Raw genomic sequence first — 23057 nt, forward strand, 5'->3', positions numbered from 1 at the left:
GCGCGGTCAGTGACCGGTCTTGCGGTACAACGCCAGCCCGCCGGCGAGCGAGAACATGACGACGGCGCAGGTACGATTGAGACGCTTGAGTCCGCGCGCCGTCATCAGACGCGCGGCCTGCACGCCGCCCGTGGCGTAGAGCGTCATCACGCCGATATCGACGGCGGCGGACACCACGGCCAGCACCGCATACTGCGGCGCAAGCGGCATCGACGTGTCGACGAACTGCGGCAAAAAGGCGGAGAAGAACAGCAGGATCTTAGGGTTGGTGAGTGCCACGCCGAAGCTGCGCAGAAACACGCGCCGCGCGCCGAGATCGGATTGGATGCGCACCTGGCTCAGGTCCCGCGGGTGGCTGCGCCAGAGCTGTATCGCGAGCCACACGAGATAGGCCACGCCCACCCATTTGACCGTGGCGAACCATGTCGCCGACGCCATGAGCAATGCGCCGAGTCCGGCGCCGACCGCGGCGACCACGAGCATGTCGGAGAGCGCCGCGCCGCACATCCCGACGAGCACCACGCGCCAGTTGCCCGAAATGCCGTTGGCGAGCGCGAGCAATGTCGTGGGGCCGGGGATCAGGCCGCCGATCAGCGCGGCCGTGGCATAAATCGCGAGCGTGGAGAGTTGCATGACGAAGCACCGGTGACTGTGGCGGATGGCCAAGTCTTGCAGAAGCGCCCGCGCTCAGCAAGCGCGATGCACGTGCGCGCGTCGCGCGGCCTCGTCAGGCGAGGTGGGCGGCAAAGCCGGTCTGGCCGGGCGAGACGTCGTCCTTGAGCGTGAGCGCGGGAATGTCGTACGCCCCGAAGTTCTGGCGGCGATAGGGTATCGGCGCGGTCGTGGCCAGCGTGTCGAGACGTCCGCCAAGCGTGTGTGTGATCGCGTCCCAACGCGCGGCGTCGACCTTGCCCGTGCGATGGACGACCACCGGCGGCAGCACGTCGAATCCCGGGTAGAACAGCATGCCGTGCTGGATCGGGAACAGCAGGTCGTCGATCGGACCGTTGATGCCGCGTGCACTGTAATGCGAGTCCCAGCCGCCGGTGGTCACGACAAGCATCGCGCGCTTGCCCGACATCGAACCTTCGCCGTAGCGGTCTCCCCAGTGGGTGTCGGAGTGTTCGCCCACACCGTACGCGAAGCCATACGCGTACACGCGGTCGAACCAGCCCTTCATGATCGCGGGCATCGAGAACCACCACATCGGGAACTGGAAGATCACCGTGTCGGCCCAGCGCAGCTTCTCCTGCTCGCGCGCGATGTCGGCGCTTTGCGTGCCTTCGGCGAACGCACGCTTGGAATCCAGCGACGCATGAAACGGCTCGCGCGGATCGCGCTCGGGCGCATCGTGTTCGTCGAGCGTGGCCTTCCACTGCATGGCGTACAGATCCGAGACCTGCACACGATGTCCGGCCGCCTCCAGACGCCGGACGGCGAAGTCCCGCAGCGCCCCGTTGAGCGAGCGCGGTTGCGGGTGGGCATAAACGATCAGGACATTCATTTTCAAGCTCCATTGGCCGCCTGGCGGCATACGAATCAGAGGGATGCCTGCAGCTTAGGGCGTGGCAAGGTATATTGGAAATGAATTCCTGATATGTTAGGTATAACAATGGATAATTTGCGCCGTATCGATCTGAATCTTCTGATCACGCTGGACGTGCTGCTCGTGGAGCAGAATGTGACGCGCGCGGCCGAACGCTTGCATATGTCGCAGCCGGCGGTGAGCGTGCATCTTGCAAAGTTGCGTGATCTGCTGGGCGATCCGCTGCTGTTGCCCGGTCCGCGTGGCATGCGGCCGACGGCGCGCGCCGAGGCGTTGCGCGCGCCGTTGCGCGACGCGCTCGAATCGCTTTCGCGCGCCGTGGCGCCCGACGCACCGTTCGATCCGGCGCGCGCCGAGGTGACGTGGCGGATCGCGGCCACCGACTTCACCGAATCGACGGTTGTGTTGCCGGTCCTGGCGTCGCTGCGCGAGGTTGCGCCGAACACGCGGCTGGCGATCTTCGACATGTCGCCATCGCGGCTGCTTCGACAGGCCGAGCAGGGTGTCATCGATCTGGCATTTCACACGACCGACGGCGCGCCGCAGGGATTACGTCGCAGGACGTTGTTCACCGAACGGTACGTGCTCGCAGCGCGGCGCGGGCATCCGAAGCTTCGGCGCAAGCCCACGCTCAAGCAGTTCTGCGAGCTCGAACATGCCGTTGTTTCGCAGGAGGGCGGCGGCTTTCGCGCGGGCACCGACGACGCGTTGGCGCAACTCGGCATGGCGCGGCGCGTCGTATTCTCCGCACCGCATTTCCTGTTTCTGAAGTCGGTGCTTGCGAACACCGATCTGGTGGCGATGGCGCCCGAGCGACTGGTGCGCGATGACCCGGCGCTGCAATTGACGGCTGCGCCCGTGGACGTGCCGGGCTTCGAGATATCGATGCTGTGGCACGAGCGGGTCCATCGCGATCCGGCGCATCGCTGGATTCGCGAATGTATCGCTCGCGCGGTATGAGGCGCTAGCCCGCTCGCCGGAGCGTGCGTTGCTCGTAATCGAGCGACCCCATCTCGGCGAGCCGGCTGATGGTGCGCGACAGGTCGCGCCAGTCGCTCAGGGCGTCGAGTGCGGCGAGAAGCGGTGCGTCGGAGGCGATCACCAGCGTGCGGCAACGGTCGTAGCAGATGTCGACCAGCCAGGCAAACCGTTGCAGCGTATCGGGGCGCCGCAATTGCGCCACAGGCAACGCGTCGACGATCACCGCCTGCCAGCGCTCGACCAGCGCCAGATAATCGAGATGCGAACGATGCGCGACACACAGGTCCTCGAAGCTCGCCCACAGCACGCGGTTTCCCGCGCTGCGCGCCGGTAGCGAACGGCCTGCCAGCGTCACCTCGGACGGCGCGCGGGGTGCGGCGCCCTCGATCTGCGCGTAGCGTGCGGGCAGCACGCGGCTTGCGCCGTCGAGCGGCGATAGCCAGCGCCGAAGCGTCGCCGTCTCACCGCCCATTCGGTAATCGGTAGCGCCGTCGAAATGGACGACGACGAAGCGTTGCTGAATCGCCGCGATCGTCGGTTCGAAGCGCTCGTGGAATTCGGGGTCGGGAAGCAACCGTTGCGGTGCGTAGTTGGACGTCAGCACCAGACGCACCCCCCGCGCGAGCGCGATCTCGAGAAAGCGGCCGATGAGAAAGGCGTCCGCGATGTCATGGACGTGAAACTCGTCGAAGCACAGCAACGCAACGCCTTCGAGCCAGCGACCCGCAACCGCGGCGAGCCGGTCGTCGCATTTGGGTTCGCGCACGAGCTGCCGGTGCATGTCGCGCAGGAACTCATGGAAATGCACGCGTCGCTTTTCGCAGTCGGCCACCGAGAACGCGGCATCGACCACCAGGCTCTTGCCGCGTCCTGGCAGGCCGTGACAGTACACGCCGTCGAATGCCGCCTGATCCGCGGTGGCGCGTGGGGGTGCGAGTCGCGCGAGAGCGGCGATCGCTTCACGCTGGCGAAGATCGGGGCGGATGTGGCGCTCGGCCAGCGCTTGCGTCACGCGCGCGGCATCGATCATGAAAGGAACACTCCGGAGAACGGCGGCCGGCGCCTCCGGCCGGTCAACGAGCGCCACTATACCGGTGGGCCGCGCGGCCGGCCAATACGTAATACGGCGCGCTACCATCGCATTTCGGCATGGTCCGCGTGATCCGCGTGGTGCGATAACGAACCGCGATGCTGCTAGAATCCGGGCCAGGCCGATGCTGCCTGCCGCCCGCACCCGAGCACGCCGTGCCCGGCCCCGGTGAAAGCATCGAAGTCATCGCATGTCCGTCCTGTTCCTTCGGCGGCGCGCATCAGCAACGCGGGCACTGATCGAATACGTCGCCACCGAACATCGACAAGGATGGCTGCTATGCGAACTTATCTCGACGCCAAAGTCATGGCGAAGTCCCTGCGCGAACGTCTCGCGCGCGAGGGCATCGATCTCACCCACGCCCAGGCACTCGAATCCGTGGCCGCGCAGTTCGGCTTCTCGGATTGGAACGTGCTCGCCGCCAAGCTCGCCCAGGCGTCGGCCGACGGCATCGTCTTCGACACCGTCGCACCGATTCACCGGATCTTCGAAGAAGCGAAGGCGCGGGAATTCTACGTGGACTTTCTCGGCTTCCAGGTGGACTGGGAGCATCGCTTCGCCGACGGCATGCCGTTGTATTGCCAGGTCTCGCGCGCGGGCATGACGCTGCATCTGTCCGGCCACTTCGGCGACGCCAGCCCGGGGGCGACGACGTTCGTCTTCATGCGCGGCGTCGAGGCGTATCAGCGCGAGCTGGCCGGCAAGCGGTATCCGAACATGAATCCCGGCATCGAAACGCTCGACTGGGGCAGGCAGATGACGGTCACCGACCCATTCAACAATCACATCCGCTTCTGCGAATCGAGCGACTGAGGCCCTCGCGGGCAGGGCGGTGCCGCGCCCTCCGCACGGCGCCGCGCGAATGCGGTAACGTATGTGCTCCGCGTATATCCGCATCCCGTGAAAGGAAGTCCGGCATGTCCCCCGCCTTCGATCCCGAGCGTTATTTCCAGCGCATCGGTTACACCGGTCCGCGCGAAGCCACGCTCGACGTGCTGCGCGCCGTGCACGCCCTGCATCCGCTGGCGATTCCCTTCGAGAACCTCGAGCCGATTCTCGGGCGGCCCGTTCATGTCGATCTGCCGTCGGTGGTCGCCAAGCTGGTCGACGCCCGGCGCGGCGGCTACTGCTTCGAACAGAACGCCCTGTTCGCCAGTGCGCTCACGTATCTGGGGTTCACCGTCACGCCGCTGATCGGACGCGTCGTCTGGGGCCGGACATTCGATGTCGAGGCGCCGCTTACGCACATGATGCTGCGCGTCGATCTCGACGGACAGGCGTGGCTAGCGGATGTCGGCTTCGGCTCGGTGACGCTCACGGCTCCGCTGCGTCTCGACTCGCCGGACGAACAATCGACGCCGCTCGAAGCGTTTCGATTGACGGCCGTGCGCGGCGCGGGTAGCGACACCGTGAGCGAGTACCAACTGAGCGTGAGATCGGCGCAATCGTGGCTGCCGACCTATCGCTTCACGCCGCGACCGGCCGAATGGATCGATTACAAGTTGGGTAACTGGTACACGTCGAGCGCGCCGGATTCCATTTTTCGCAACCATCTGATCGCGTGTCGCGTGCTCCCCGAAGGTCGTATCGCGCTGCTCGACACGAAGCTGATCGAGCGCGCCGCGCAGGGCGACGTGCTCGCCGAAACGACGATCACGTCGGCGTCGCAACTGGCGGAGGTGCTCGGCGAGCGCTTCGGACTCAATCTCGACGGTGTGGATGCCCGTGAACTGTTCGAGACGGCCAGGGCGTGTGCGGCGAAATCGGGCGCCTGAGACTTCCGACTTACCGGTGGCGCCCGAGGCGTAGGCGACCGACCCACGAAGGGATCTCCGAAGCACACCGAACGGCGCAAACGAAAGCGCCCGGTGCGATGGCACCGGGCGCCGGAAGCTGGCGGTGCGCTGCCGACGTGGCGTCGGCAACACGCGACCGGCGAATCAATGCGCCGATGTCGTACCCGGCCACATCCGCACGGCCAGCGCGCTGAGGGCGGCCACCGTCGCGAGCGAAGCCACGCCGGTCCAGCCCCAGTGGGCCAACGCCTGGGCGCCGAGCGCCGCGCCAACGGCCATGCCGATGAACACGCCGACGAACAGCACCGCGTTGAGCCGGCTGCGGGCGGGCGGCTCGATCCCGTACACGATCGTCTGGTGCGACACCAGCGCGACCTGCACACCCAGATCGAAGCCAATGGCGCCCAGGCCGATCAGCCAAAGTTGCGCATGAGCGCCGAGCAGCGGCGCGAACAACATGGCCGCGAACGAGACGGCCACCAGCCCGGCACCGAGACGCGTGACGAGTTGCGGCCCCTTGCGGTCGGCGATGCGACCCGCCAGCGGCGCACCCAGGGCGCCGGCCGCGCCCGCCAGGCCGAACGCCCCGGCCGCGGCGGCGCCCAGGTGGAACGGCGCTTCGTGCAGCATGACCGCCAGTGTCGACCAGAAGGCACTGAATCCAACGGACAGCAGGCCCTGTGCCAGCGCGGCGCGACGCAAGGCCGGGTGGCGGCGCCACAGATCGGCGACGGAGCCGATCAGCCGGCGGTAGGTCATTTGCGTGGTCGGATGGAACGAGGGCAGGGCGCGCCAGGCCACCACGCCGAAGCTCGCGACGCTGATCGCCGCAACGACATACATCGCGCGCCAGCCGAAGTTCTGGGCGACGAAGCCCGATACGACCCGCGAGAGCAGAATACCCAGCAACAGGCCGGTCATCACGGTGCCGACCACGCGTCCGCGAACCGACTCGGGCGCGATCGCGGCGGCGGCCGGCACGATGTCCTGCGCCATGGTGGCGGTCAGGCCGATGGCGAGACTGGCGGCGAGCAGCGTGCCGATACCCGGGGCCACCGCCGCGGCGAGCAGCGCCAGCGTGAGAATCGCTCCCTTGATCAGCACGATGCGGCGCCGGTCGATGATGTCGCCCAACGGTACGAGCAGCAAGATGCCGAGCGCGTAACCGAGCTGGGTGAGCGTCGGCACCCAGCCGACGGCGGTATTCGACGCGTGAATGTCGTCGGTCATGATGCCGAGCATCGGCTGCGCGTAGTACAGCGACGCGACCGTGAGGCCGGTGCCCGTGGCCAGCAGCAGAATCAGCCGGGCCGAGAGTTCGGCCTGGGGACGCATCCCGGCCGTGGCGTTGGAAATCTGAGCGGAACTCATGAGGTGAGGCTCCAGTAGGTGGGTACGGGGCGTAGTGTCTCGCTTGGTGCGGTGCAGCGGTAGGCCTATAATTCGTACAACCTTTATACGTGATGCGTATGACCGATCCTCGCAATCCTTCGACACCGATCGCGGACTCCCCGGCAGCTCGCGCCAGCGGCGCCGACCGCGTGGAGCTCATGCAGACCTTCGTGCGCATCGTGGAAGCCGGCAGCCTGTCGGCCGCGGCGGCGCTGCTGGGCACCACGCAGCCGACCGTGAGCCGGCGGTTGCAAATGCTGGAACGCTCGCTGGGACTGCGCCTGCTCCAGCGCTCCACGCATCGCATGAAGCTCACCGAGGATGGCGAGCGCTGCTTTGCCCGTGCGAAGGAGCTGGTGATGAGCTGGGAGGCGTTCGAAGCCGATCTGCGCGGCACCGGCAACGATCCGGAGGGTACTTTGCGGGTTCTGGCGCCGCATGCGTTCGGCCAGGAGATGATGATCGGCCCGCTGGCCGACTTCCTCGAGCGCTACACCGGCATGAAGGTGCACTGGTTCCTGCAGGATCGTGAGCCGGACTTCATTGCCGAGGGCATCGATTGCGCGATTCACGTGGGCGAGCTGCGCGATCCGTCGAACGTCGCCATCCTGCTCACCGACGTGCCGCGCATCGTGGTGGCGTCGCCCGCACTGCTCGCCGGACGCGCGGCGCCGACGCATCCGGAGGCGCTCGCCTCGCTGCCCTGGCTCTCGCTCACCACCTTCTACCGCAACGAGATCACGCTCACGCACGAGCAGACGCACGAGACGGCCCGCCTCACATTCGATCCGCGCATGAGTACGGACAATCTCTATGCGTTGCGCAGTGCGACAATTCGTGGGTTGGGGGTGGGCGTCTGCTCGGCGTGGCTGATGGCCGAGGACGTGGCACAGGGGCGGCTGATCCAGTTGCTGCCACAGTGGCGCTCGTCGGCGCTGCCGATGTATCTGATCTACCCGTACGCGAAGATCTATCCCGCGCGCCTGCTTCGTTTCATCGAGGCGATGCGTGCGGCCATCCCCGCGGTCATCGACGCCGAGCAGCGCAAGATCCGCTGATCTTTCCGGCGCGGGCGGCGCGGCGTTTGGCGTCGCGCGCATCGTCGTCGGTTCGCCTGCGGCAGTCCGGCCGTTCGCGGCGTTCGCATCGTCCTCAGTTCAACCGCAACTGTCCGGCCCTGCCTTGCAGCAGCGCATCGTTGCGCTGGGCGGCATCGCGCAGGTAATCCCACAGCACCGTAATCCGCTTGAGTGTGCGCAATTCCTCGTGGCAGTAGATCCAGAAGCTGCGTGTGACAACGACGTCGTCGACCAGCAAGGGCACCAGCCGAGGGTCCTGCGCGGCCATGAAACACGGCAGAATCGCCAGCGCCTCGGACTGTAACGCCGCCTGGTACTGGGCAATCACGCTGGTGCTGCGCAGCACCACGTTGCACCCCGGCACGATGTCTTCCAGATAGCGTAGTTCGTTGCTGAACGTGAGTTCGTCGACATAGCTGATGAACCGGCGTCCGCTCAGGTCGGCAAACGTCCGCACTTCGCCATATTTCGCGAGGTAGTCGGGTGTGGCGTAGAGCTGCAACCGGTAGTCGCACAGCTTGCTGCACACGTAAGGACCGCGCTGCGGCCGTTCGATGGTGATGGCGAGATCCGCCTCCCGCTTCGACAGACTCACGAAACGCGGCACGGGCAGCACGTCGAAATCGATTGCGGGATATTCGCGCTGGAAGTGCGAAAGCACCGGCGTCACGAAATAGGTGCCGAACGCCTCCGTCGACCCGATGCGCACATGACCCGACAGCGTTTGCCCGAGCCCCGCCACTTGCTCGCAAGCCGACTGCACCGCCGTCTCCATCTGCTCGGCATGGACCAGCAGTTGCTGGCCTTCCGGCGTGAGCGCAAATCCCGCGTTACGCGACTTGTCGAACAGCAGCGTGCCGAGCGATTGCTCCAACGCCCGCACCCGACGCGACACCGTCGTGTGGTCCACCCCCAGACGCACCGCCGCGGCGCTCACGCGCTGCGTGCGGGCCACTTCCAGAAAGTACCGCAGGTCGTCCCAGTCGGGACGCGGCTCGACACCGGACGCGCCAGCGAGTCGCGAGGGCTGGGCCTGCGGCGAGGCGGACGAATCCGACGAATCCGACGAAGTGGCTGAAGCGTGCGACGTTCGTCCCGCCGGGATGCGCGTCATGCTGGTGTCTCCTATGTGCATTTGTGCACAAAGTAGATGCAGATATTCGCTATGTAAAGCAAATTCGCACAAATACAATTTATGAGCGCCGCGCATAGACGCCGGCGACGAAAAGCATAAGACCTGAAGGAGACAAAAGCGATGAAGATCAAGCCGTGGCTGCTCGCGCTCGGACTCGGTGCGGGCTTGGGGTTGACGTCGGTTGCCGGTATGGCGCAGTTGCCGGATCGCCCGGTGAAGGTGGGCGTGCTCACGGACATGTCGGGCACATACTCGGCGATGGGCGGCGCGGGCTCGGTAGTGGCCGCGCAGATGGCCATCGACGACTGCCTGGCTGCCGAGTGCAAGGGCATGAAGATCGAACTGGTGTCGGCCGACAACCAGAACAAGGCCGACGTTGCCGCCAACAAGGCGCGCGAGTGGTTCGACCGCGACAACGTGGACACGATCGCCGACCTGACGAACTCCGCGGCGGCGCTTGCCGTGCAGAAGCTCGCGATGGACAAGCAACGCGTGGTGTTGTTCTCCGGGCCGGCGACCACGCGTCTGACGAACGAGGACTGTTCGCCCACTGGCTTTCACTGGATGTTCGACACGTATTCGCAGTCGGCGGCGACCGCCCGGGCCGTGGTCGGCAACGGCGGCAAGTCGTGGTACTTCATTACCGTCGATTACGCGTTCGGACATTCGCTCGAAAAGGATGCCGCCGACATCGTGAAGACCCTCGGCGGCACGGTCGTCGGCCAGTCGCGGCACCCGCTCAATGCCTCGGACTACGCGTCGTTCCTGTTGCAGGCGCAAAGCTCGAAGGCCCAGGTCGTGGCGCTCGCCAACGGCGGCCAGGACACCGTGAACGCGCTCAAGCAGGCGCGTGAATTCGGCATCGTGCAACGCGGACAGAAGCTCGCGGCATTGCTGGTGTTCCTGTCCGATGTCCACGCCCTCGGGCTGAACACCGCGCAGGGGCTGTTGTTTACCGACGGCTTCTATTGGGACTTCGACGACGCCTCGCGTGCCTGGTCTGCCCGCTTCCAGAAGAAGTACAAGAACCTGAAGCCGACGATGGTGCAGGCCGGCGTGTATTCGAGCGTGCTGCATTACCTGCGCGCGGTCGCGGCGACACAAAGCGTCGATGCCAGGGTCGTTGCGCAAAAGATGCGCGAACTGCCGATTCGCGATCCGATCATGCACAACGCGTCGATCCGCCCGGACGGACGCGTGATTCACGACATGTATCTGTTCCGCGTGAAGACACCCGCCGAGTCCAGGGGGCCGTGGGATTACTACACTAAAGTGGCCACCGTTCCCGCGACGGAAGCCTTCCAGCCGCTGTCGAAATCGACCTGCTCGCTCGTGAAGACGAGCACGGCGGCGAAGTAACGATGACCGGTGCAATCGACCGGCATTCGACCGGCGTTACCCGTATTCCTTTGCCTTTGTCTTTGTCCTGAACTGGAGAGCGTGTCATGTCCCTTCCCACCATTCCGCTGCTCATCGACGGCAAGCGTGTCGAGTCGAAAACGTCGCAGTGGCGCGATGTCGTGAACCCCGCCACGCAGGAAGTCGTTGCGCGCGTGCCGTTTGCCACGCCCGATGAGCTCAACGCGGCCGTGGCCTCCGCCAAGGCGGCGTACAAGAGCTGGCGCAATACGTCGCAAGCCAACCGCATGCGCGTGATGCTGCGTTTCCAGCAGCTGCTGCGCGATCACACGGGCGAGCTTGCCGAACTGATCACCCGTGAGCACGGCAAGACGCTGCCCGATGCCGAAGGCGAGGTCGGGCGCGGCCTCGAAGTCGTGGAGCATGCGTGCTCGATTGCATCGCTGCAACTCGGCGAGTACGCCCAGAACGCGGCCGGTGGCGTCGACGTCTATACCCTCATCGAGCCGCTGGGCGTCTGCGCGGGCATTACCGCCTTCAACTTCCCGGTGATGCTGCCGTGCTTCATGTTCCCGCTGGCGGTGGCCACCGGCAACACGTTCGTGCTCAAACCCTCGGAGCAGGACCCGAGCGCATCGCTGCGTCTGGCCGAACTCGCGCTGGAAGCCGGCCTGCCGCCGGGCGTGCTCAACGTCGTGCACGGCGGTCCCGACACGGCGAACGGCATTTGCGATCACCCGGACATCAAGGCGGTGTCGTTCATCGGCTCGACGCATGTCGGCACGCACATCTACCGTCGTGCGTCGGAAGCGGGCAAGCGCTGCCAGGCCATGATGGGCGCGAAGAATCACTGCGTGATCCTGCCCGATGCCGACCGTGAACAGGCGATGAACCACCTGCTCGGCGCCGCGTTCGGCGCGGCGGGGCAACGTTGCATGGCGACCTCGGTGGCCGTGCTCGTGGGCGAGGCCCGCGAGTGGGTGCCCGAACTGGTCGAGCGCGCCCGCGCGCTCAAGGTCGGTCCCGGCACCGACCGCAAGGCGGACCTCGGGCCGGTGGTGTCGAAGCAGGCCCGCGCCCGCATCGAGAAGCTCATCGGCGCCGGTGTGGAAGAGGGCGCGAAACTGCTGCTCGACGGTCGCGGCCACGCGGTCAAGGAAGCCCCCGAGGGCAACTTCGTCGGCCCGACGATTTTCGACGGCGTGAGGGCGGACATGTCGATCTATCGGGAAGAGATTTTCGGGCCGGTGCTGTGCATGACCGGCGTGGACACGCTCGACGAGGCGATCGCGTTCGTCAACGCGAACCCGAACGGCAACGGCGTGGCCCTCTTCACGCAGGACGGCGGCGCGGCGCGTCAGTTCCAGAACGAGATCGACGTCGGCCAGGTCGGGATCAACCTGCCGATTCCGGTGCCGGTGGCGTGGTTCAGCTTCACCGGCTCGCGTGCCTCGAAGCTCGGCGATCTGGGCCCGAATGGCAAGCAGGCCATTCTCTTCTGGACGCAGACCAAGACGGTCACCGCCCGCTGGCAGGCGCGCGGCACCGGCCCTGCGGGCGTGAACACCACCATCACGCTGAAGTAAGGCGGCCTTTCGACATTTCGGAGACAGACGATGGCTACGGAAACGCAACAAGGGTCGCTGCGCGTCGCGTTCATCGGACTCGGCAACATGGGCGGGCCGATGGCGGCCAATCTGGTGACGGCCGGGCATGCGGTGCGCGGTTTCGATTTGTCCGCGGCCGCCATGGACCGGCTGGCCGCCGCCGGTGGCCGGGCGGCCGCCTCGATCGCCGACGCCGTGCGCGACGCGCAGGTCGTCATCACGATGCTGCCGGCCGGGGAGCACGTGCTGGCTGCCTATGACGGCCCGCAGGGAGTGCTCGCCAATGCCGCGCCGGACGCAGTGCTGATCGACAGTAGCACGGTGCCGCCGGAGATCCCGCGGCAACTGGCCAGGCTCGCGCGGCCCGGTACGTTGCTGCTCGACGCGCCGGTCTCGGGCGGCACCGCCGGCGCGGCGGCCGGCACGCTCACGTTCATGGTCGGGGGCGACGCGGCGCTCGTCGAGCGCATGCGCCCGCTGCTGGGCAACATGGGGCGCGCGATCCACCATGGCGGGCCGCTCGGCGCAGGCCAGACGCTCAAGCTGTGCAACAACATGCTGCTGGGCATCCTGATGGCGGGCACGAGCGAGGCGTTGCGCCTTGGCATCGCTAACGGACTCGATCCGAAGGTGCTCTCGGCGGTGATGCAACAGAGTTCGGGCCGCAACTGGACGCTGGAGGTGTACAACCCCTGTCCGGGGGTGATGGAGAACGCGGCGTCGTCGCGTGGCTACACGGGCGGATTCGCGACGGATCTCATGGCCAAGGACCTGCGTCTGGCCCATGGGGCCGCGCTGGCGAGCGACGTGGCCACGCCACTGGGGGATCTTGCACGGCGCATTTTCGAAGTGCATCGCGCCAATGGCCATGGCGGACTCGACTTCTCGAGCATCTTCCAGGATCCGGTGACGCTCGCGCAGGCGCTCGATGTGAAGTAGCCGCGGCGCCGCACGCGCTGGCCGGCGGGCAAGCCGGAGAATGAAAGACGCCCGTCGGTATTCGCCGGCGGGCGTGCTTTTTTGCTCGGGAAGCGCCTTGGCCGGCGTCAGCCGGCAATCATGCGCTGCAGTTGGTCGAGCTCCTGGTGCAGGGCGCGCTGCTCGTCCGCCGAGAGCCCGCCGCCGTGCTGCGCGGCCATGTCGCGCATTTCCTGCGCAATGGCGTCGAGGCGTCGGTGCAGCTCATAGCCGCGCGGGGGCGGGTAGTAGCCCTGGTTCACGTGATTGTCGATACTGTGCGACTCCCCGCCGATGCGACGCTCGATTTGCTCCCGGCGCTGGACGGCGACAGCGTGCGGGTCCTGTTCCACGATGACGCGGGTGGCGGGCGCCGGGCGCGGCGGCTCGACCACGCAGCCCGTGAGGCTGGCGGCACCGGCCAGGCCGGCGAGCAGCGCGAGCACGGCCAGCGGACGGGCCTGAGTGGATGCGCCGGCAGGGCGCTTGCGGGAAGTGCGGCTTGGGACGTTCATGATCGTTATTGACCCTTGTCGATGCCTCGGCGGCAGAATATATGCCTGATGTCGGCGCGGCATCCACGACCTGTGCGTGACGCATGGGTGTGATGTGCGCGTAAGGGCATTCTCGCGAGGCCCGCGTGTGGCGAACAGAGATGTTGCAATCCGTTGCAACCATTTCAAACCCGCCAATATCGGCGTATCATCGCGCCGCAACGGTTCCCCCTCGGCCTGCCTTTCCGCGCTTGCGAGCGCCGCTTCCCGCCATGATCGTCCGACCCAATCTGCACTGGCTGCGCATGCTTTTCGTCGTGCGCGGCTCGATCTTGCCCAAGATCGCACCGCAGCTCATTTTCACCACGATCATCTCGATAGGCGTCACCGTGGCGCACGGGCGCGTCTTCGAATGGAAGATTCCGCTCACGTTCATTCCGTTCTCCCTGATCGGCATCACACTGGCGATCTTCCTGGGCTTTCGCAACACCACGAGCTACGCCCGCTATTGGGAAGCCCGCATGCTTTGGGGCAGTGTGCTCAACGAGACGCGCGCGCTGGCCCGACAGTCCATGACGCTCGTCTCGGATACGTCGGATTCTCCGCGCTTCGTCGGCTATCTCATTGCATTCGTGCATGGCATGCGCCATCAGTTGCGAGGCACGGACCCGAGCGCGGATTTCCAACGCCTGCTCGACGAGAAGGAAGTCGCGTGCCTCGCACGCAAGCAGTTCCGGCCGATCGCGTTGCTGCTCATGGCGGGCGAATGGCTGCGCGAGCGTCGTCGGCTGGGGCAGATCGAAGCCCCCCTTGCGCAGGTCATGGAGATGCACCTCGACCGCCTGGGCGAGGCCATCGGCGGCTGCGAACGGATCGCCACGACGCCCATCCCGTTCACCTACGGCGTGATCCTGCATCGCGTGACCTATCTCTACAGCCTGCTGCTGCCGTTCGGGCTGGTGGATTCGATCGGCCCGATGACGCCGGTGATCGTCGCCTTCATTTCGTACACCTTCTTCGCGCTCGAAGCCGTGAGCGCCGAAATCGAGGAGCCGTTCGGTCTGGAGCCCAACGACCTGGCGCTCGACGCCATGTCGGAGACCATCGAGCAGTCGCTTCGCGAAATCCTCCACCGTCAGCACACCGCGCGTCTGCCCGCCCGCGATCACCACATCATCACCTGATGCGTCTCGCAGGAATTTGATACTAAAGTTCTTGCTTTACTTTCTTGTATGACTATACTCAAGCACATGCTTGACCATGACAATGCCCTCGATCTGACTTTTCAGGCACTGGCCGATACGTCCCGCCGCGCGATGCTCGTGCGTCTGGCGCAAGGGCCGGCGTCGGTGAGCGCGCTCGCGCAGCCGTTGGCGATGTCGTTGCAGGCGGTCATGCAACACCTTGCCGTGCTCGAGAGCGCAGGGCTGGTGCGTACGGAAAAGGCCGGACGTGTTCGCACATGCCGGATCGAACCCCAGGCGCTGAGCCTTGCAGAGCGATGGATCCACCAGCGCCGTCACGAGTGGGAGGGTCATCTCGACCGATTGGGCGAGTATCTGGCCAGCCTGCCGCCCGAAGGAGAGGTTCATGAGGACAGCAAGTGAAGCAACGCCCACTGCGCAGCCGCGCCCGTTGAACGTCGGCCGCACGTATGCCGTCAAGCGCGAGGTCGTGTTCGGCGCGTGGACGAGTGTCGACGCCGTCAAACGCTGGTTCTGCCCGACCGGCTATACGGTGCCGGAGGCAACGGTCGACGCCCGCGTGGGCGGCCCTTTCGAACTGCGCATGCAGTCGCCCGAAGGCGAGTCGCACTGGATTCGCGGGCGCTTCGTCGAGATCGACGCGCCGGCGCGACTCGTGATCGACATGGAGGTGACCGACGCTGGCGGCATGGCGCTGTTCGGCGCGCGCACGACTGCCGCGTTCACCGACGTTGCCGAAGGCACGCGGCTTGATGTCGAGCAGCGCTACACGGTGCACGATGCGGCGTTCGCGTGGATGCCCGAGGGCGCCGGCGAGGGTTGGAAACAGACGCTCGACAAGCTGGGCCGCGAGGTGCTGCGCGATCTGGACGCGCCGTCGCGACGCAGCGTCGTGCACGCAACCTTTCGCCTGGAACGTCAATATCCGGCTTCGCCCGCGCGCGTATTCCGGGCGCTGTCCGATCGAGAGGCCAAGGACCGATGGTTCGGCGGCGGGGCGGGCTACACGATGCTCGAGCGCACGATGGACGTGCGCCCCGGCGGGCGCGAACGCGCCCGGGGGCGATGGGCGAGCGGGATGGTGTCGACCTTCGATGCCGTCTACTTCGATGTGGTGCCCGACACGCGCCTTGTCTACGCGTACGAAATGCACCTGGATACGCGCAAGATCTCCGTATCGGTCGCGACCATCGAATTGCGCGCGAAGGACGGGGGCACGCATCTCGTCATGACCGAGCAGGGCGCTTATCTGGACGGTTATGACGATGCGGGCTCTCGCGAACGCGGCACGCAGCATTTGCTCGATGCCCTCGGTGCATCGCTCGCCGACTGAGGATTCGCCCGCGGTTCGGGGCGGTCTGACGCCGCCAACCCTGGCCGGCTGTAGCTGCCTGTAGCCACGCGCGGCTACTCGCCAACTTTCCGCCGCTCGAAAACACGCCACCGCCCCGTGAGACGGGTACGGTGGCGTCGTGCTTTTCGCGATCGCACCGAATTGGTGCGCGGATTCTCCGTAAAAGGCGCAATAGTTCCTCGACAAATTTCGCGTTTTTCATCGCAAGGCGGAGTTCTAGACTTCTTTCCATCGACGGCGCAATGCAAAAACAAAGTCGTCGCAACCAAGACAGGAGTTATGAAAATGAACCGCAAGAATATCGCTATCGCCCTTATCGCCGCCGTCGCTTCGCTGGGTGCCGCTGCCACCCAGGCCGCCGAGAACGGTAACAACTACCCCGAAATCGCCTCGCAAGGCCAGCCGCTCACACGTGCCGCCGTGCTGGCCGATCTGGCGCAAGCGCGCTCGCAGGGCCTGATCCCCCATGGCGACGCCGACTATCCGGTGTACGTGGCTTCGGGCCCGGCCAAGAGCCGTGCCGACGTGAAGAGCGAACTGGCGCAAGCCCGTGCCGAAGGCCTGATGGCGCAGAACGACGTCGACTATCCGATCGTCGCCACGCAGGGTGCGAGCGTATCGCGTGCCGATGTGAAGCAGGAACTGGCCCGCGCCCGCGCCGCCGGCGAACTGAACGTCAGCCAGGGCAGCTAAGCATTCGCCCCGCGACGTTGCCAACGTCGAAAGCCGTCCTCCGGGACGGCTTTTTGCTTTTTTGGCGCCGGATGAGGGATGCGGCGTCCGAAGTCGATCAGCCCTTGAGCAGACGCAGTGCGAAACGAGCCAGTCGCGGCACGAAGGTCGGGCGCAACAAGCGACTGTCGTAGCCGTCCATGCGCCGGGCGTCCTCTTCCAGGCACAGGGCGATGAGTTCGCGCGGTTTGAGCGACTCGCCGATGTCGGCGGTGCCGGTGGCGAGAAAGTTGGCATCGCGGGCCACGCCATCGGTGTCGATGCCCTTGGCGATGGCCACCCGGTCCCAGATCAGCGCGACCCAGACCGCCGCCACGCGCGCATGGAACCACGGACGCTTCCAGAAGGGCAGATTCCGGCGATGCCACGCGAACCAGTTCACGAAGAAGAGGATGTGCCGCGCTTCCTCCTGCACGACGGGTTCGAACGTTTCGACCAGCGCTTCGGGAAAATAACCGGACCGTTGGGCCGAGCGAAACAGCCCGAACGCCATGAAGCTGTCGATGCACTCGCTGAACCCGGTCTTCAACCAGGCCCATTCGGCGTCCCGGGGTGCCGGATAGGCCGGCTCGGGCGCAAGCTCGATGCCGTACACCTGCACCAGCCGTGAGAGCACGACCTTGTGACGCGCTTCCTCCTCGCCGTCCATGACGAGGGCTGCGCGCAGCAGCGGGTCTCGAACCGTCGACGCGTACGTGGCCACGCGGATCGACGCGCGGCCCTCGGTCTGCACGGCGATATCCCAGATAGGCAGCGAAGTGAGACGAGCCAGCGCGTCGGGCGCGAGCGTCGGCCAGTCGATGACGGCAGGCTTGTACGGGTTGTGGGACTCCAGCAGCATGCGGCAGAACATGCGCTTGTGGGAGTCCGAACCGATTTCCACGGGACCGTCGACGTCGTATTGCCAGTGGCGCATGACGTGATCGGCCTGCGCGACGGCAACCGCTTGCGTGTCGGAGATCTCGTCGGGATATCGCATGAAGGATGAGTCTTGTCGGCGTCGTCAAAAATCATAACATCATGCCTGTCCCGCGCGCCGTGCAGACCTGCCTGCCGCCAGCGCCCGACGTGCGTCCCGCCGGCTCAGAACAGATACATCCCGCCGATGAAGATCACGCCGGAGAACAGCAGCGCCGTCACACAGTAGCCCATGATGTCGCGCACCCCGAGTCCGGCGATGGCGAGCGCGGGCAAGGCCCAGAACGGCTGCGCCATGTTGGTCCACGCCTCGCCATAGGCGATTGCCATGGCCGCCTTGCCCATGTCCGCGCCGAGCGCCTGCGCCGCGGGCATCACGAACGGTCCCTGCACCACCCAGTGACCGCCTCCGGAGGGGACTGCGAAGTTGATCACGGCCGAACTCAGGAAGGCGAGCAGCGGGAAGGTATGCACGTTGGCGATTTCGATGAACCAGTTCGTGATGACACCCGCCAGTCCCGAATGATCCATGGTGGCCTGAATGCCCGCATAGAAGGGGAACTGAATCATGATGCCGCTCGCCCCGCGCGCGGCGTTCGCCACTGCGCGCGCGTAGGCCATCGGGGTTCGGTGCAGCAGGATGCCGATGCCGAGGAACGCAATGTTGACGGTGTCGATATCGAGTGTGAAGCCCTTCGTGACGGTGCGCAGTACGAGATATGCCGCGATGAGCAGGAACACGAGCAACGACAGCAGGCGGCTCTCCTCCAGCTTCTCCGCGAGGGTGGCGTCGGGGCCGAGCACGCGTTCATGCGTCGGCTCGTCGACCAGCAGCTTCGGATCGACCGACACCACTTCGTTGGGGCGGGGCATCATGGCGCGCGCGAGCAGCGGCAGCATGACGATCAGGCCGATGGTGATGAACGCGTTATAGCCGGTGAACAGCGTCTGCGACACCGGGATGAGGCCGACGACCTTCTCCATCGGATTGCCGTGCGTGGCCGCCACGAGCGGCACCGAACCGGACAGGCCGCCGTGCCACGTCAAAAAGCCCATGTAGGCGCACGCCACGAGCAGGCGGTAGTCGGTACCCTTGACGCGTCGCGCGACTTCGCGCGCGAACATCGCGCCGAGCACCAGGCCGAAGCCCCAGTTGATCGCGCAGGCCACGCCGGCGAGCAGCGCGACCATCATCGTCGCCTGTGCCGGCGTGCGCGCCGACCCGGCAAGGGCCGACATCGCACGCTTCATCGGCGCTGAGCTGGCCAGTGCGTGGCCGGTCACCAGGATCATCGCCATCTGCATCGAGAACGCGAGCAGGTTCCAGAAGCCGGCGCCCCACAACTGCACGAGATCGCCCGGCGTCTTGGGCGTGAAGCCCAGCGCCAGCGCGAATGTGATGACGGTGAGGAAGATTGCGAAGATGAGCGGATCGGGCAAAAAGCGATGCACGACCTGCGTGAAGAAACGGGAAATACTCTTGACCACGACTGCCTCGTCCTTATTGTTAACATGTTAATCGGCGCATTGTCGCATGCACTTGGCGCGGAGGCATGACGTAAAACTGCTTAATAGACATTGACGGCGGGACATTGACGGCGGGACATCGACGGCAAGACATTGACGGCAGGACATCGACGGCAAATGACTGGCGAAAGGTCCCTGAATCGCCGGCGCGACGCGTGCGCAGGCAGTCACCACCATGCGGTGCGCGCCACGAAGGACTACGAAGCGGCGCAAGAGGCGGGCGGCACGCGAAGCGGGGCGAGACGGTGCGAAGCGGTGATAAAGACGCACGAAACGGTGCGAAACGTTGCGTTGAGAGCGCTTCAGCGAAGCGTGCGATGCGAGACGAAATATTTGGTAATTGTTGCGGGGCGTGCAACGCAGGTCGTCGGCCGGCGACGTTTATCCGACGCGGGTGGGTGCATAGACTGTGGAGTCCGCTGTCGCAGTTTCACAGCTTTCTTGCAATGGAAACCACATGACACCGACCCTCGAGCAACTCTTTCCCCAGCATCGTCCCGAAGGTGACGCCGTGGCCACGGCGCTCGACAGTCACGCTGTCGTTCAGGCGCTCTCGCTGGCTGTCGCGCATCATCCGGTGGCGTTGCTGCGCATGATGTATCCGGCCACCGATGCGACCACGCACCGCAGCCGGGACGAACTCACGGAAGTGCTGCACCGGCACGGCCTGCACCAGGTCGCGGGACTGATCGAGGAGGAGGCGCCGTATCTGCTGTTCAGTTCGGCCGAGCACGCGCATCTCACGCTCGTCGAGATTCGTCGCTATTCGGCGGCGATTGCCGTGCACCTCTACTATCGCGGGCTGGCGGGCGCGGCGGCGGAAGCGCGATTGCGCGCCGACGCCACGGCACCGGCCGACGGCCATTTCCGCCCGTTCGACGGCTTCGCGCGTGCCATGTGATCGCGAACCGCGGGAGGGCGTCGCGAGCGATGCCTGGCGTAGCACTCCCGCGAGCCTTGGCCGCCCGGTGTTCAGGCGCGCGAGTCGTCCGATGCGCGTGCGCCCGCGCTCGCGGACGGTGCTGGGTTCGGTGACGTGGGCGGTGTCGGCGTCATGTCGTCCGGCGAGCGCTCGCCGTCCCACCCGAACGTGACGTGCCGCTGCGCGCGACGCTGCTCGCGCTCGCGCGCCATTTGCTCCTCGAACTGACGTCGGCCTTCCTTCGCGGCGGCGATCATCTTGTTGCGGTCCTGGTAGGCCGGGTACATCTCGTCGGTCAGTTGCAGGTTCGCGCGGCGAAACGCCAGGGTCGCCTCGCGCGCCTCGGCCGGCGGCCACCCCAGTTCCTCGAGCACCGAACGCGCGCTGCGCAACGAAGACTCGAAGACCTCGCGTTCGATGTGCTTCACGCCGCGATCGCGAAGCTGGAACAGATGGCCGACATTACGGGCGCGCGCGACAACCGGCACGTCCGGAAAGTTCTCGCGCATCAGATCGACGATCTCCAGCGACTGGTCGATATCGTCTACCGCCACGACCACCGCGCGCGCATGCGCCACGCCGGCGATGCGCAGCAGGTCGAGTCGCGTGGCGTCGCCGTAGAACACGCGAAAGCCGATCTGGCGCAGGCTCTCGATGGTGTCCGGATCGTGATCGAGCACGGTGACCGACACGCCCTGCGGTACCAGCGCACGCCCCACGATCTGTCCGTAGCGTCCGAAACCGCAGATCACCACATTGGCGGACTGCGGCTCCTCGATTTCCTTCATGCGTGGCGATCCCTTGACGCTGTAACGCGGCAGCAGCCACTTGTCGATGGCAACGAGCAGCAGCGGCGAGATCAGCATCGAAAGCGCGACCGCCCCGATCAGGAACGACGAGACCGCCGGGGGCAGCACTTGCGGGCCGGCGGACTGAAACACCACGAACGCGAATTCGCCGCCCTGTGCGAGCAGGAGCGTAAAGATCGGACGCTCCTGGTAGGGCAGTTGCATCATGCGCGATACGCCATAGATGGCCAGGCCCTTGAGCGCCATGAATCCGATGACCACGGCGATCATGCGCAACGGCTGGGCGAGGAGCACGCCGAAATCGATGCTCATGCCCACGGCGATGAAGAACAGGCCGAGCAGCAGTCCCTTGAACGGCTCGATGTCGGTTTCCAGCTCGCGCCGATACTCGCTTTCCGCGAGCAGCACGCCGGCGAGGAACGCGCCAAGCGCCATCGACAGACCGACGAGTTGCATCAGCGTGGCGATCGCGACGACCAGCAGCAGCGACGTGGCCGTGAAGATCTCGGGGGTGCGGCTGTTGGCGATCCACCGCAGGAGCGGCCGCAGCAGCAGGCGGCCGCCCAGAACGATGGCGGCGATCACGCCGACGATCTTCAGGCCTTCGAGTGCGCGTTGCGCACCGGTCAGCGCATGACTGTCGACATCGTTCGCGAGCAGCGGCAACAGCGCCAGAATCGGAATGGCGGCCACGTCCTGAAACAGCAGAATGGAGAAGCCCGCCTGTCCGCTTTGCGTGGCGAGCAGGTTACGCTCGGCCATCACCTGCAGCGCGATGGCCGTCGAGGACAGCGCGAGCCCCAGCGCGGCCACGAGCGCGATGCGCCAGGGCGCACCGAGCGCCACGCCGGCCGCGAACAGCACGACGGCACATCCGGCGACCTGTGCCGACCCCCATCCGAAGATCGGCCGCCGCAAATTCCACAAACGACGCGGTTCCAGTTCCAGGCCCACGAGAAACAACATGAGCACGACACCGAATTCGGCGAAGTGCAGCACGTCCTCCACGCGCGACACGAGGCCGAGTCCCCACGGTCCGATGGCGATGCCGGCGGCGAGATAGCCGATGATGGCACCAAGGCCGAGCGCACGGGACAGCGGCACGACGATCACCGCCGCCGCAAGGTAGATCAGGCTGGCAAGCAGCCAGGCCGGGACGTGTTCCATCAGGCGGCCCTCCCGGTGTCGGAGTCCGCCGCGCGGTGAAGCGACGCCGCCTGCGCGTCGAGGTCGGCACAGGCGGTGTCGTTCGCGTCGTCGGCGGCGCGCGGCCGGTCCGACGCGGGAATTTCGCAGCACTCGGGTGCGTCGGCCATCGATATCAGCTCCGGCCACTGCGGATAGGTGGCCAGGCGTCCGGCGAAGTCGCTCACGTGGGCGTCGAGCATGGCATCGTCGCTGCGCCGCGCGCCGTGGAACACGTGCGGCGGCAGGAAGCGCATGCCGCACAGTCGCGCAGTCTGCTCGTACGCGGGCAGGAATGCCGAGAAGTCGTGCTGGTTGTAGCCCTCGGGGCGATAGCTTTCCCGAGGTCCGCCGGTGCTGGCCACCAGCCAGAGATCCTTGTTGGCGAGCGCGTGGCCGTCGTGACCATAGGCCCAGCCCCAGGAGAGCACTTCGTCGAGCCAGAGCTTCTGCAACGGCGGCATGCTGTACCAGTAGATCGGATGCACGAGCACGATCAGGTCGGCGCGCGCCACGCGTTGCTGTTCGGTGGCCACGTCGATGCTGAAGTCGGGATATGTCGAGTAGAGATCGTTGACGTCGACGCCGGCGATGCTGCGTGCAGCATCCAGCAGACGACGATTTACACGCGAGTCGCGCCAGCGCGGGTGTGCCACGATGACGTAGGCGCCGCGTCCGGACGGGGCGGCACCGGTGTTCCGGGCGCTCTCGGAAATGGCGGCGAGGCGGGAGGATGCGGGGGCTGTCATGCCGGGGAGCATACCGCATTCACTTGACGCGGGACATCGCGGCGTTGCGTCGTCGGGGCGACGGCCACCCCAGTCATGACAATCATTAAAGACTGCGGTGGCAAAAGCCGTAAAGACTGATTAAGCTCTGGCTGCTATCGAGCGCGCGGGACCGCAACCCGAGTCGCCATGGGACGACCGAAGGCCGGCGAGCGCTCGAGCGCGGACCGATAACAATAAT

Annotated in this window: 22 protein-coding genes; 12 read left to right on the top strand and 10 right to left on the bottom strand. The window is 66.0% G+C overall.

The annotated features are described in order from the left end of the window. Positions 1-6: 6 nt before the first annotated feature. Positions 7-633, bottom strand: coding sequence for a LysE family translocator (locus LV28_RS28120; RefSeq protein ID WP_023594324.1), 627 nt, complete (start codon positions 631-633; stop codon positions 7-9). Positions 634-727: 94 nt separating this feature from the next. Further along, on the bottom strand, positions 728-1504 hold the full coding sequence (locus LV28_RS28125) for an NAD(P)H-dependent oxidoreductase (protein WP_038621579.1): 777 nt from the start codon (positions 1502-1504) through the stop codon (positions 728-730). A 108-nt stretch (positions 1505-1612) separates the two neighbouring features. Here LV28_RS28125 and LV28_RS28130 point away from each other — a divergent pair, with 108 nt between their 5' ends. Then, complete coding sequence (locus LV28_RS28130) at positions 1613-2506, top strand: LysR substrate-binding domain-containing protein (protein ID WP_025250298.1); 894 nt, start codon at positions 1613-1615, stop codon at positions 2504-2506. Positions 2507-2510: 4 nt separating this feature from the next. Here LV28_RS28130 and zapE read toward each other — a convergent pair whose 3' ends face one another. After that, positions 2511-3557, bottom strand: coding sequence for a cell division protein ZapE (gene zapE, locus LV28_RS28135; RefSeq protein ID WP_038618725.1), 1047 nt, complete (start codon positions 3555-3557; stop codon positions 2511-2513). 339 nt (positions 3558-3896) lie between these two features. On the opposite strand from zapE, the gene LV28_RS28140 reads away from it, so the two are divergent. Together LV28_RS28140 and LV28_RS28145 are read left to right on the top strand one after the other, a co-directional pair. Next, positions 3897-4430 carry a glyoxalase superfamily protein gene (locus tag LV28_RS28140; protein WP_023872255.1) on the top strand — a complete coding sequence of 178 codons (534 nt, stop codon included), beginning with the start codon at positions 3897-3899 and terminating at the stop codon, positions 4428-4430. A 104-nt stretch (positions 4431-4534) separates the two neighbouring features. Further along, positions 4535-5392, top strand: coding sequence for an arylamine N-acetyltransferase family protein (locus LV28_RS28145; protein ID WP_038618723.1), 858 nt, complete (start codon positions 4535-4537; stop codon positions 5390-5392). 165 nt (positions 5393-5557) lie between these two features. Here the strand turns inward: LV28_RS28145 and LV28_RS28150 are convergent, their stop codons facing one another. Then, complete coding sequence (locus LV28_RS28150; RefSeq protein WP_023872253.1) at positions 5558-6784, bottom strand: MFS transporter; 1227 nt, start codon at positions 6782-6784, stop codon at positions 5558-5560. Between the two features lie 98 nt (positions 6785-6882). Between LV28_RS28150 and LV28_RS28155 the strand changes: the two genes are divergently transcribed. Further along, positions 6883-7863 carry a LysR family transcriptional regulator gene (locus tag LV28_RS28155; protein WP_023594329.1) on the top strand — a complete coding sequence of 327 codons (981 nt, stop codon included), beginning with the start codon at positions 6883-6885 and terminating at the stop codon, positions 7861-7863. A 94-nt stretch (positions 7864-7957) separates the two neighbouring features. On the opposite strand, the gene LV28_RS28160 is transcribed toward LV28_RS28155, so the two are convergent. Continuing rightward, complete coding sequence (locus tag LV28_RS28160; protein WP_255315184.1) at positions 7958-8998, bottom strand: LysR family transcriptional regulator; 1041 nt, start codon at positions 8996-8998, stop codon at positions 7958-7960. A gap of 141 nt (positions 8999-9139) precedes the next feature. Between LV28_RS28160 and LV28_RS28165 the strand changes: the two genes are divergently transcribed. The 3 genes from LV28_RS28165 to mmsB all read left to right on the top strand — a co-directional run bounded on the left by LV28_RS28165 (position 9140) and on the right by mmsB (position 12924). Then, entirely contained in the window at positions 9140-10378 is a 1239-nt protein-coding gene (locus tag LV28_RS28165; RefSeq protein WP_038618720.1) for an ABC transporter substrate-binding protein, read from the top strand. A gap of 86 nt (positions 10379-10464) precedes the next feature. Beyond that, positions 10465-11964 carry a CoA-acylating methylmalonate-semialdehyde dehydrogenase gene (locus LV28_RS28170; RefSeq protein ID WP_023594332.1) on the top strand — a complete coding sequence of 500 codons (1500 nt, stop codon included), beginning with the start codon at positions 10465-10467 and terminating at the stop codon, positions 11962-11964. A 30-nt stretch (positions 11965-11994) separates the two neighbouring features. Further along, the gene (gene mmsB, locus LV28_RS28175) at positions 11995-12924 is read left to right on the top strand and encodes a 3-hydroxyisobutyrate dehydrogenase (RefSeq protein WP_038618717.1); all 930 of its coding nucleotides are present in this window, start codon (positions 11995-11997) and stop codon (positions 12922-12924) included. 107 nt (positions 12925-13031) lie between these two features. On the opposite strand, the gene LV28_RS28180 is transcribed toward mmsB, so the two are convergent. Beyond that, on the bottom strand, positions 13032-13457 hold the full coding sequence (locus LV28_RS28180) for a hypothetical protein (RefSeq protein WP_023594334.1): 426 nt from the start codon (positions 13455-13457) through the stop codon (positions 13032-13034). A gap of 251 nt (positions 13458-13708) precedes the next feature. On the opposite strand from LV28_RS28180, the gene LV28_RS28185 reads away from it, so the two are divergent. From LV28_RS28185 to LV28_RS28200, 4 genes are all read left to right on the top strand, one after another. Continuing rightward, entirely contained in the window at positions 13709-14620 is a 912-nt protein-coding gene (locus LV28_RS28185) for a bestrophin family protein (RefSeq protein ID WP_023872247.1), read from the top strand. A 66-nt stretch (positions 14621-14686) separates the two neighbouring features. Continuing rightward, on the top strand, positions 14687-15043 hold the full coding sequence (locus tag LV28_RS28190; RefSeq protein ID WP_023594336.1) for an ArsR/SmtB family transcription factor: 357 nt from the start codon (positions 14687-14689) through the stop codon (positions 15041-15043). Then, on the top strand, positions 15027-15974 hold the full coding sequence (locus tag LV28_RS28195) for an SRPBCC family protein (protein ID WP_025250303.1): 948 nt from the start codon (positions 15027-15029) through the stop codon (positions 15972-15974). Before LV28_RS28190 ends, LV28_RS28195 begins: the two co-directional genes overlap by 17 nt. A 306-nt stretch (positions 15975-16280) precedes the next feature. Beyond that, the gene (locus LV28_RS28200) at positions 16281-16688 is read left to right on the top strand and encodes a DUF4148 domain-containing protein (RefSeq protein ID WP_023594338.1); all 408 of its coding nucleotides are present in this window, start codon (positions 16281-16283) and stop codon (positions 16686-16688) included. A 97-nt stretch (positions 16689-16785) separates the two neighbouring features. Here LV28_RS28200 and LV28_RS28205 read toward each other — a convergent pair whose 3' ends face one another. Then, positions 16786-17643 (bottom strand): ferritin-like domain-containing protein, encoded by an 858-nt coding sequence (locus LV28_RS28205; protein WP_115344574.1) that lies wholly within the window; start codon positions 17641-17643, stop codon positions 16786-16788. 167 nt (positions 17644-17810) lie between these two features. Beyond that, positions 17811-19133 (bottom strand): TIGR00366 family protein, encoded by a 1323-nt coding sequence (locus LV28_RS28210; protein ID WP_023594340.1) that lies wholly within the window; start codon positions 19131-19133, stop codon positions 17811-17813. A gap of 496 nt (positions 19134-19629) precedes the next feature. Between LV28_RS28210 and LV28_RS28215 the strand changes: the two genes are divergently transcribed. Continuing rightward, the gene (locus LV28_RS28215) at positions 19630-20073 is read left to right on the top strand and encodes a hypothetical protein (RefSeq protein WP_023594341.1); all 444 of its coding nucleotides are present in this window, start codon (positions 19630-19632) and stop codon (positions 20071-20073) included. A gap of 71 nt (positions 20074-20144) precedes the next feature. On the opposite strand, the gene kefC is transcribed toward LV28_RS28215, so the two are convergent. Further along, entirely contained in the window at positions 20145-22070 is a 1926-nt protein-coding gene (gene kefC, locus LV28_RS28220; protein ID WP_023594342.1) for a glutathione-regulated potassium-efflux system protein KefC, read from the bottom strand. Further along, the gene (kefF, locus tag LV28_RS28225) at positions 22070-22837 is read right to left on the bottom strand and encodes a glutathione-regulated potassium-efflux system oxidoreductase KefF (protein WP_255315183.1); all 768 of its coding nucleotides are present in this window, start codon (positions 22835-22837) and stop codon (positions 22070-22072) included. Before kefF ends, kefC begins: the two co-directional genes overlap by 1 nt. Between the last annotated feature and the right edge of the window lie 220 nt (positions 22838-23057).

This window comes from Pandoraea pnomenusa (assembly GCF_000767615.3).
Lineage (GTDB): Bacteria > Pseudomonadota > Gammaproteobacteria > Burkholderiales > Burkholderiaceae > Pandoraea > Pandoraea pnomenusa.

Bases quoted from the DNA above. Each gene is read 5' to 3' on its own strand.
- LV28_RS28185 (WP_023872247.1), top strand. From the start codon at position 13,709: ATGATCGTCCGACCCAATCTGCACTGGCTGCGCATGCTTTTCGTCGTG.
- LV28_RS28170 (WP_023594332.1), top strand. From the start codon at position 10,465: ATGTCCCTTCCCACCATTCCGCTGCTCATCGACGGCAAGCGTGTCGAG.
- LV28_RS28125 (WP_038621579.1), bottom strand. From the start codon at position 1,504: ATGAATGTCCTGATCGTTTATGCCCACCCGCAACCGCGCTCGCTCAAC.
- zapE (WP_038618725.1), bottom strand. From the start codon at position 3,557: ATGATCGATGCCGCGCGCGTGACGCAAGCGCTGGCCGAGCGCCACATC.
- LV28_RS28200 (WP_023594338.1), top strand. From the start codon at position 16,281: ATGAACCGCAAGAATATCGCTATCGCCCTTATCGCCGCCGTCGCTTCG.
- LV28_RS28195 (WP_025250303.1), top strand. From the start codon at position 15,027: ATGAGGACAGCAAGTGAAGCAACGCCCACTGCGCAGCCGCGCCCGTTG.
- LV28_RS28215 (WP_023594341.1), top strand. From the start codon at position 19,630: ATGACACCGACCCTCGAGCAACTCTTTCCCCAGCATCGTCCCGAAGGT.
- LV28_RS28165 (WP_038618720.1), top strand. From the start codon at position 9,140: ATGAAGATCAAGCCGTGGCTGCTCGCGCTCGGACTCGGTGCGGGCTTG.
- kefF (WP_255315183.1), bottom strand. From the start codon at position 22,837: ATGACAGCCCCCGCATCCTCCCGCCTCGCCGCCATTTCCGAGAGCGCC.
- LV28_RS28145 (WP_038618723.1), top strand. From the start codon at position 4,535: ATGTCCCCCGCCTTCGATCCCGAGCGTTATTTCCAGCGCATCGGTTAC.
- LV28_RS28150 (WP_023872253.1), bottom strand. From the start codon at position 6,784: ATGAGTTCCGCTCAGATTTCCAACGCCACGGCCGGGATGCGTCCCCAG.
- mmsB (WP_038618717.1), top strand. From the start codon at position 11,995: ATGGCTACGGAAACGCAACAAGGGTCGCTGCGCGTCGCGTTCATCGGA.
- LV28_RS28130 (WP_025250298.1), top strand. From the start codon at position 1,613: ATGGATAATTTGCGCCGTATCGATCTGAATCTTCTGATCACGCTGGAC.
- LV28_RS28180 (WP_023594334.1), bottom strand. From the start codon at position 13,457: ATGAACGTCCCAAGCCGCACTTCCCGCAAGCGCCCTGCCGGCGCATCC.
- LV28_RS28205 (WP_115344574.1), bottom strand. From the start codon at position 17,643: ATGCGCCACTGGCAATACGACGTCGACGGTCCCGTGGAAATCGGTTCG.
- LV28_RS28160 (WP_255315184.1), bottom strand. From the start codon at position 8,998: ATGACGCGCATCCCGGCGGGACGAACGTCGCACGCTTCAGCCACTTCG.
- LV28_RS28120 (WP_023594324.1), bottom strand. From the start codon at position 633: ATGCAACTCTCCACGCTCGCGATTTATGCCACGGCCGCGCTGATCGGC.
- LV28_RS28155 (WP_023594329.1), top strand. From the start codon at position 6,883: ATGACCGATCCTCGCAATCCTTCGACACCGATCGCGGACTCCCCGGCA.
- LV28_RS28190 (WP_023594336.1), top strand. From the start codon at position 14,687: ATGCTTGACCATGACAATGCCCTCGATCTGACTTTTCAGGCACTGGCC.
- kefC (WP_023594342.1), bottom strand. From the start codon at position 22,070: ATGGAACACGTCCCGGCCTGGCTGCTTGCCAGCCTGATCTACCTTGCG.
- LV28_RS28140 (WP_023872255.1), top strand. From the start codon at position 3,897: ATGCGAACTTATCTCGACGCCAAAGTCATGGCGAAGTCCCTGCGCGAA.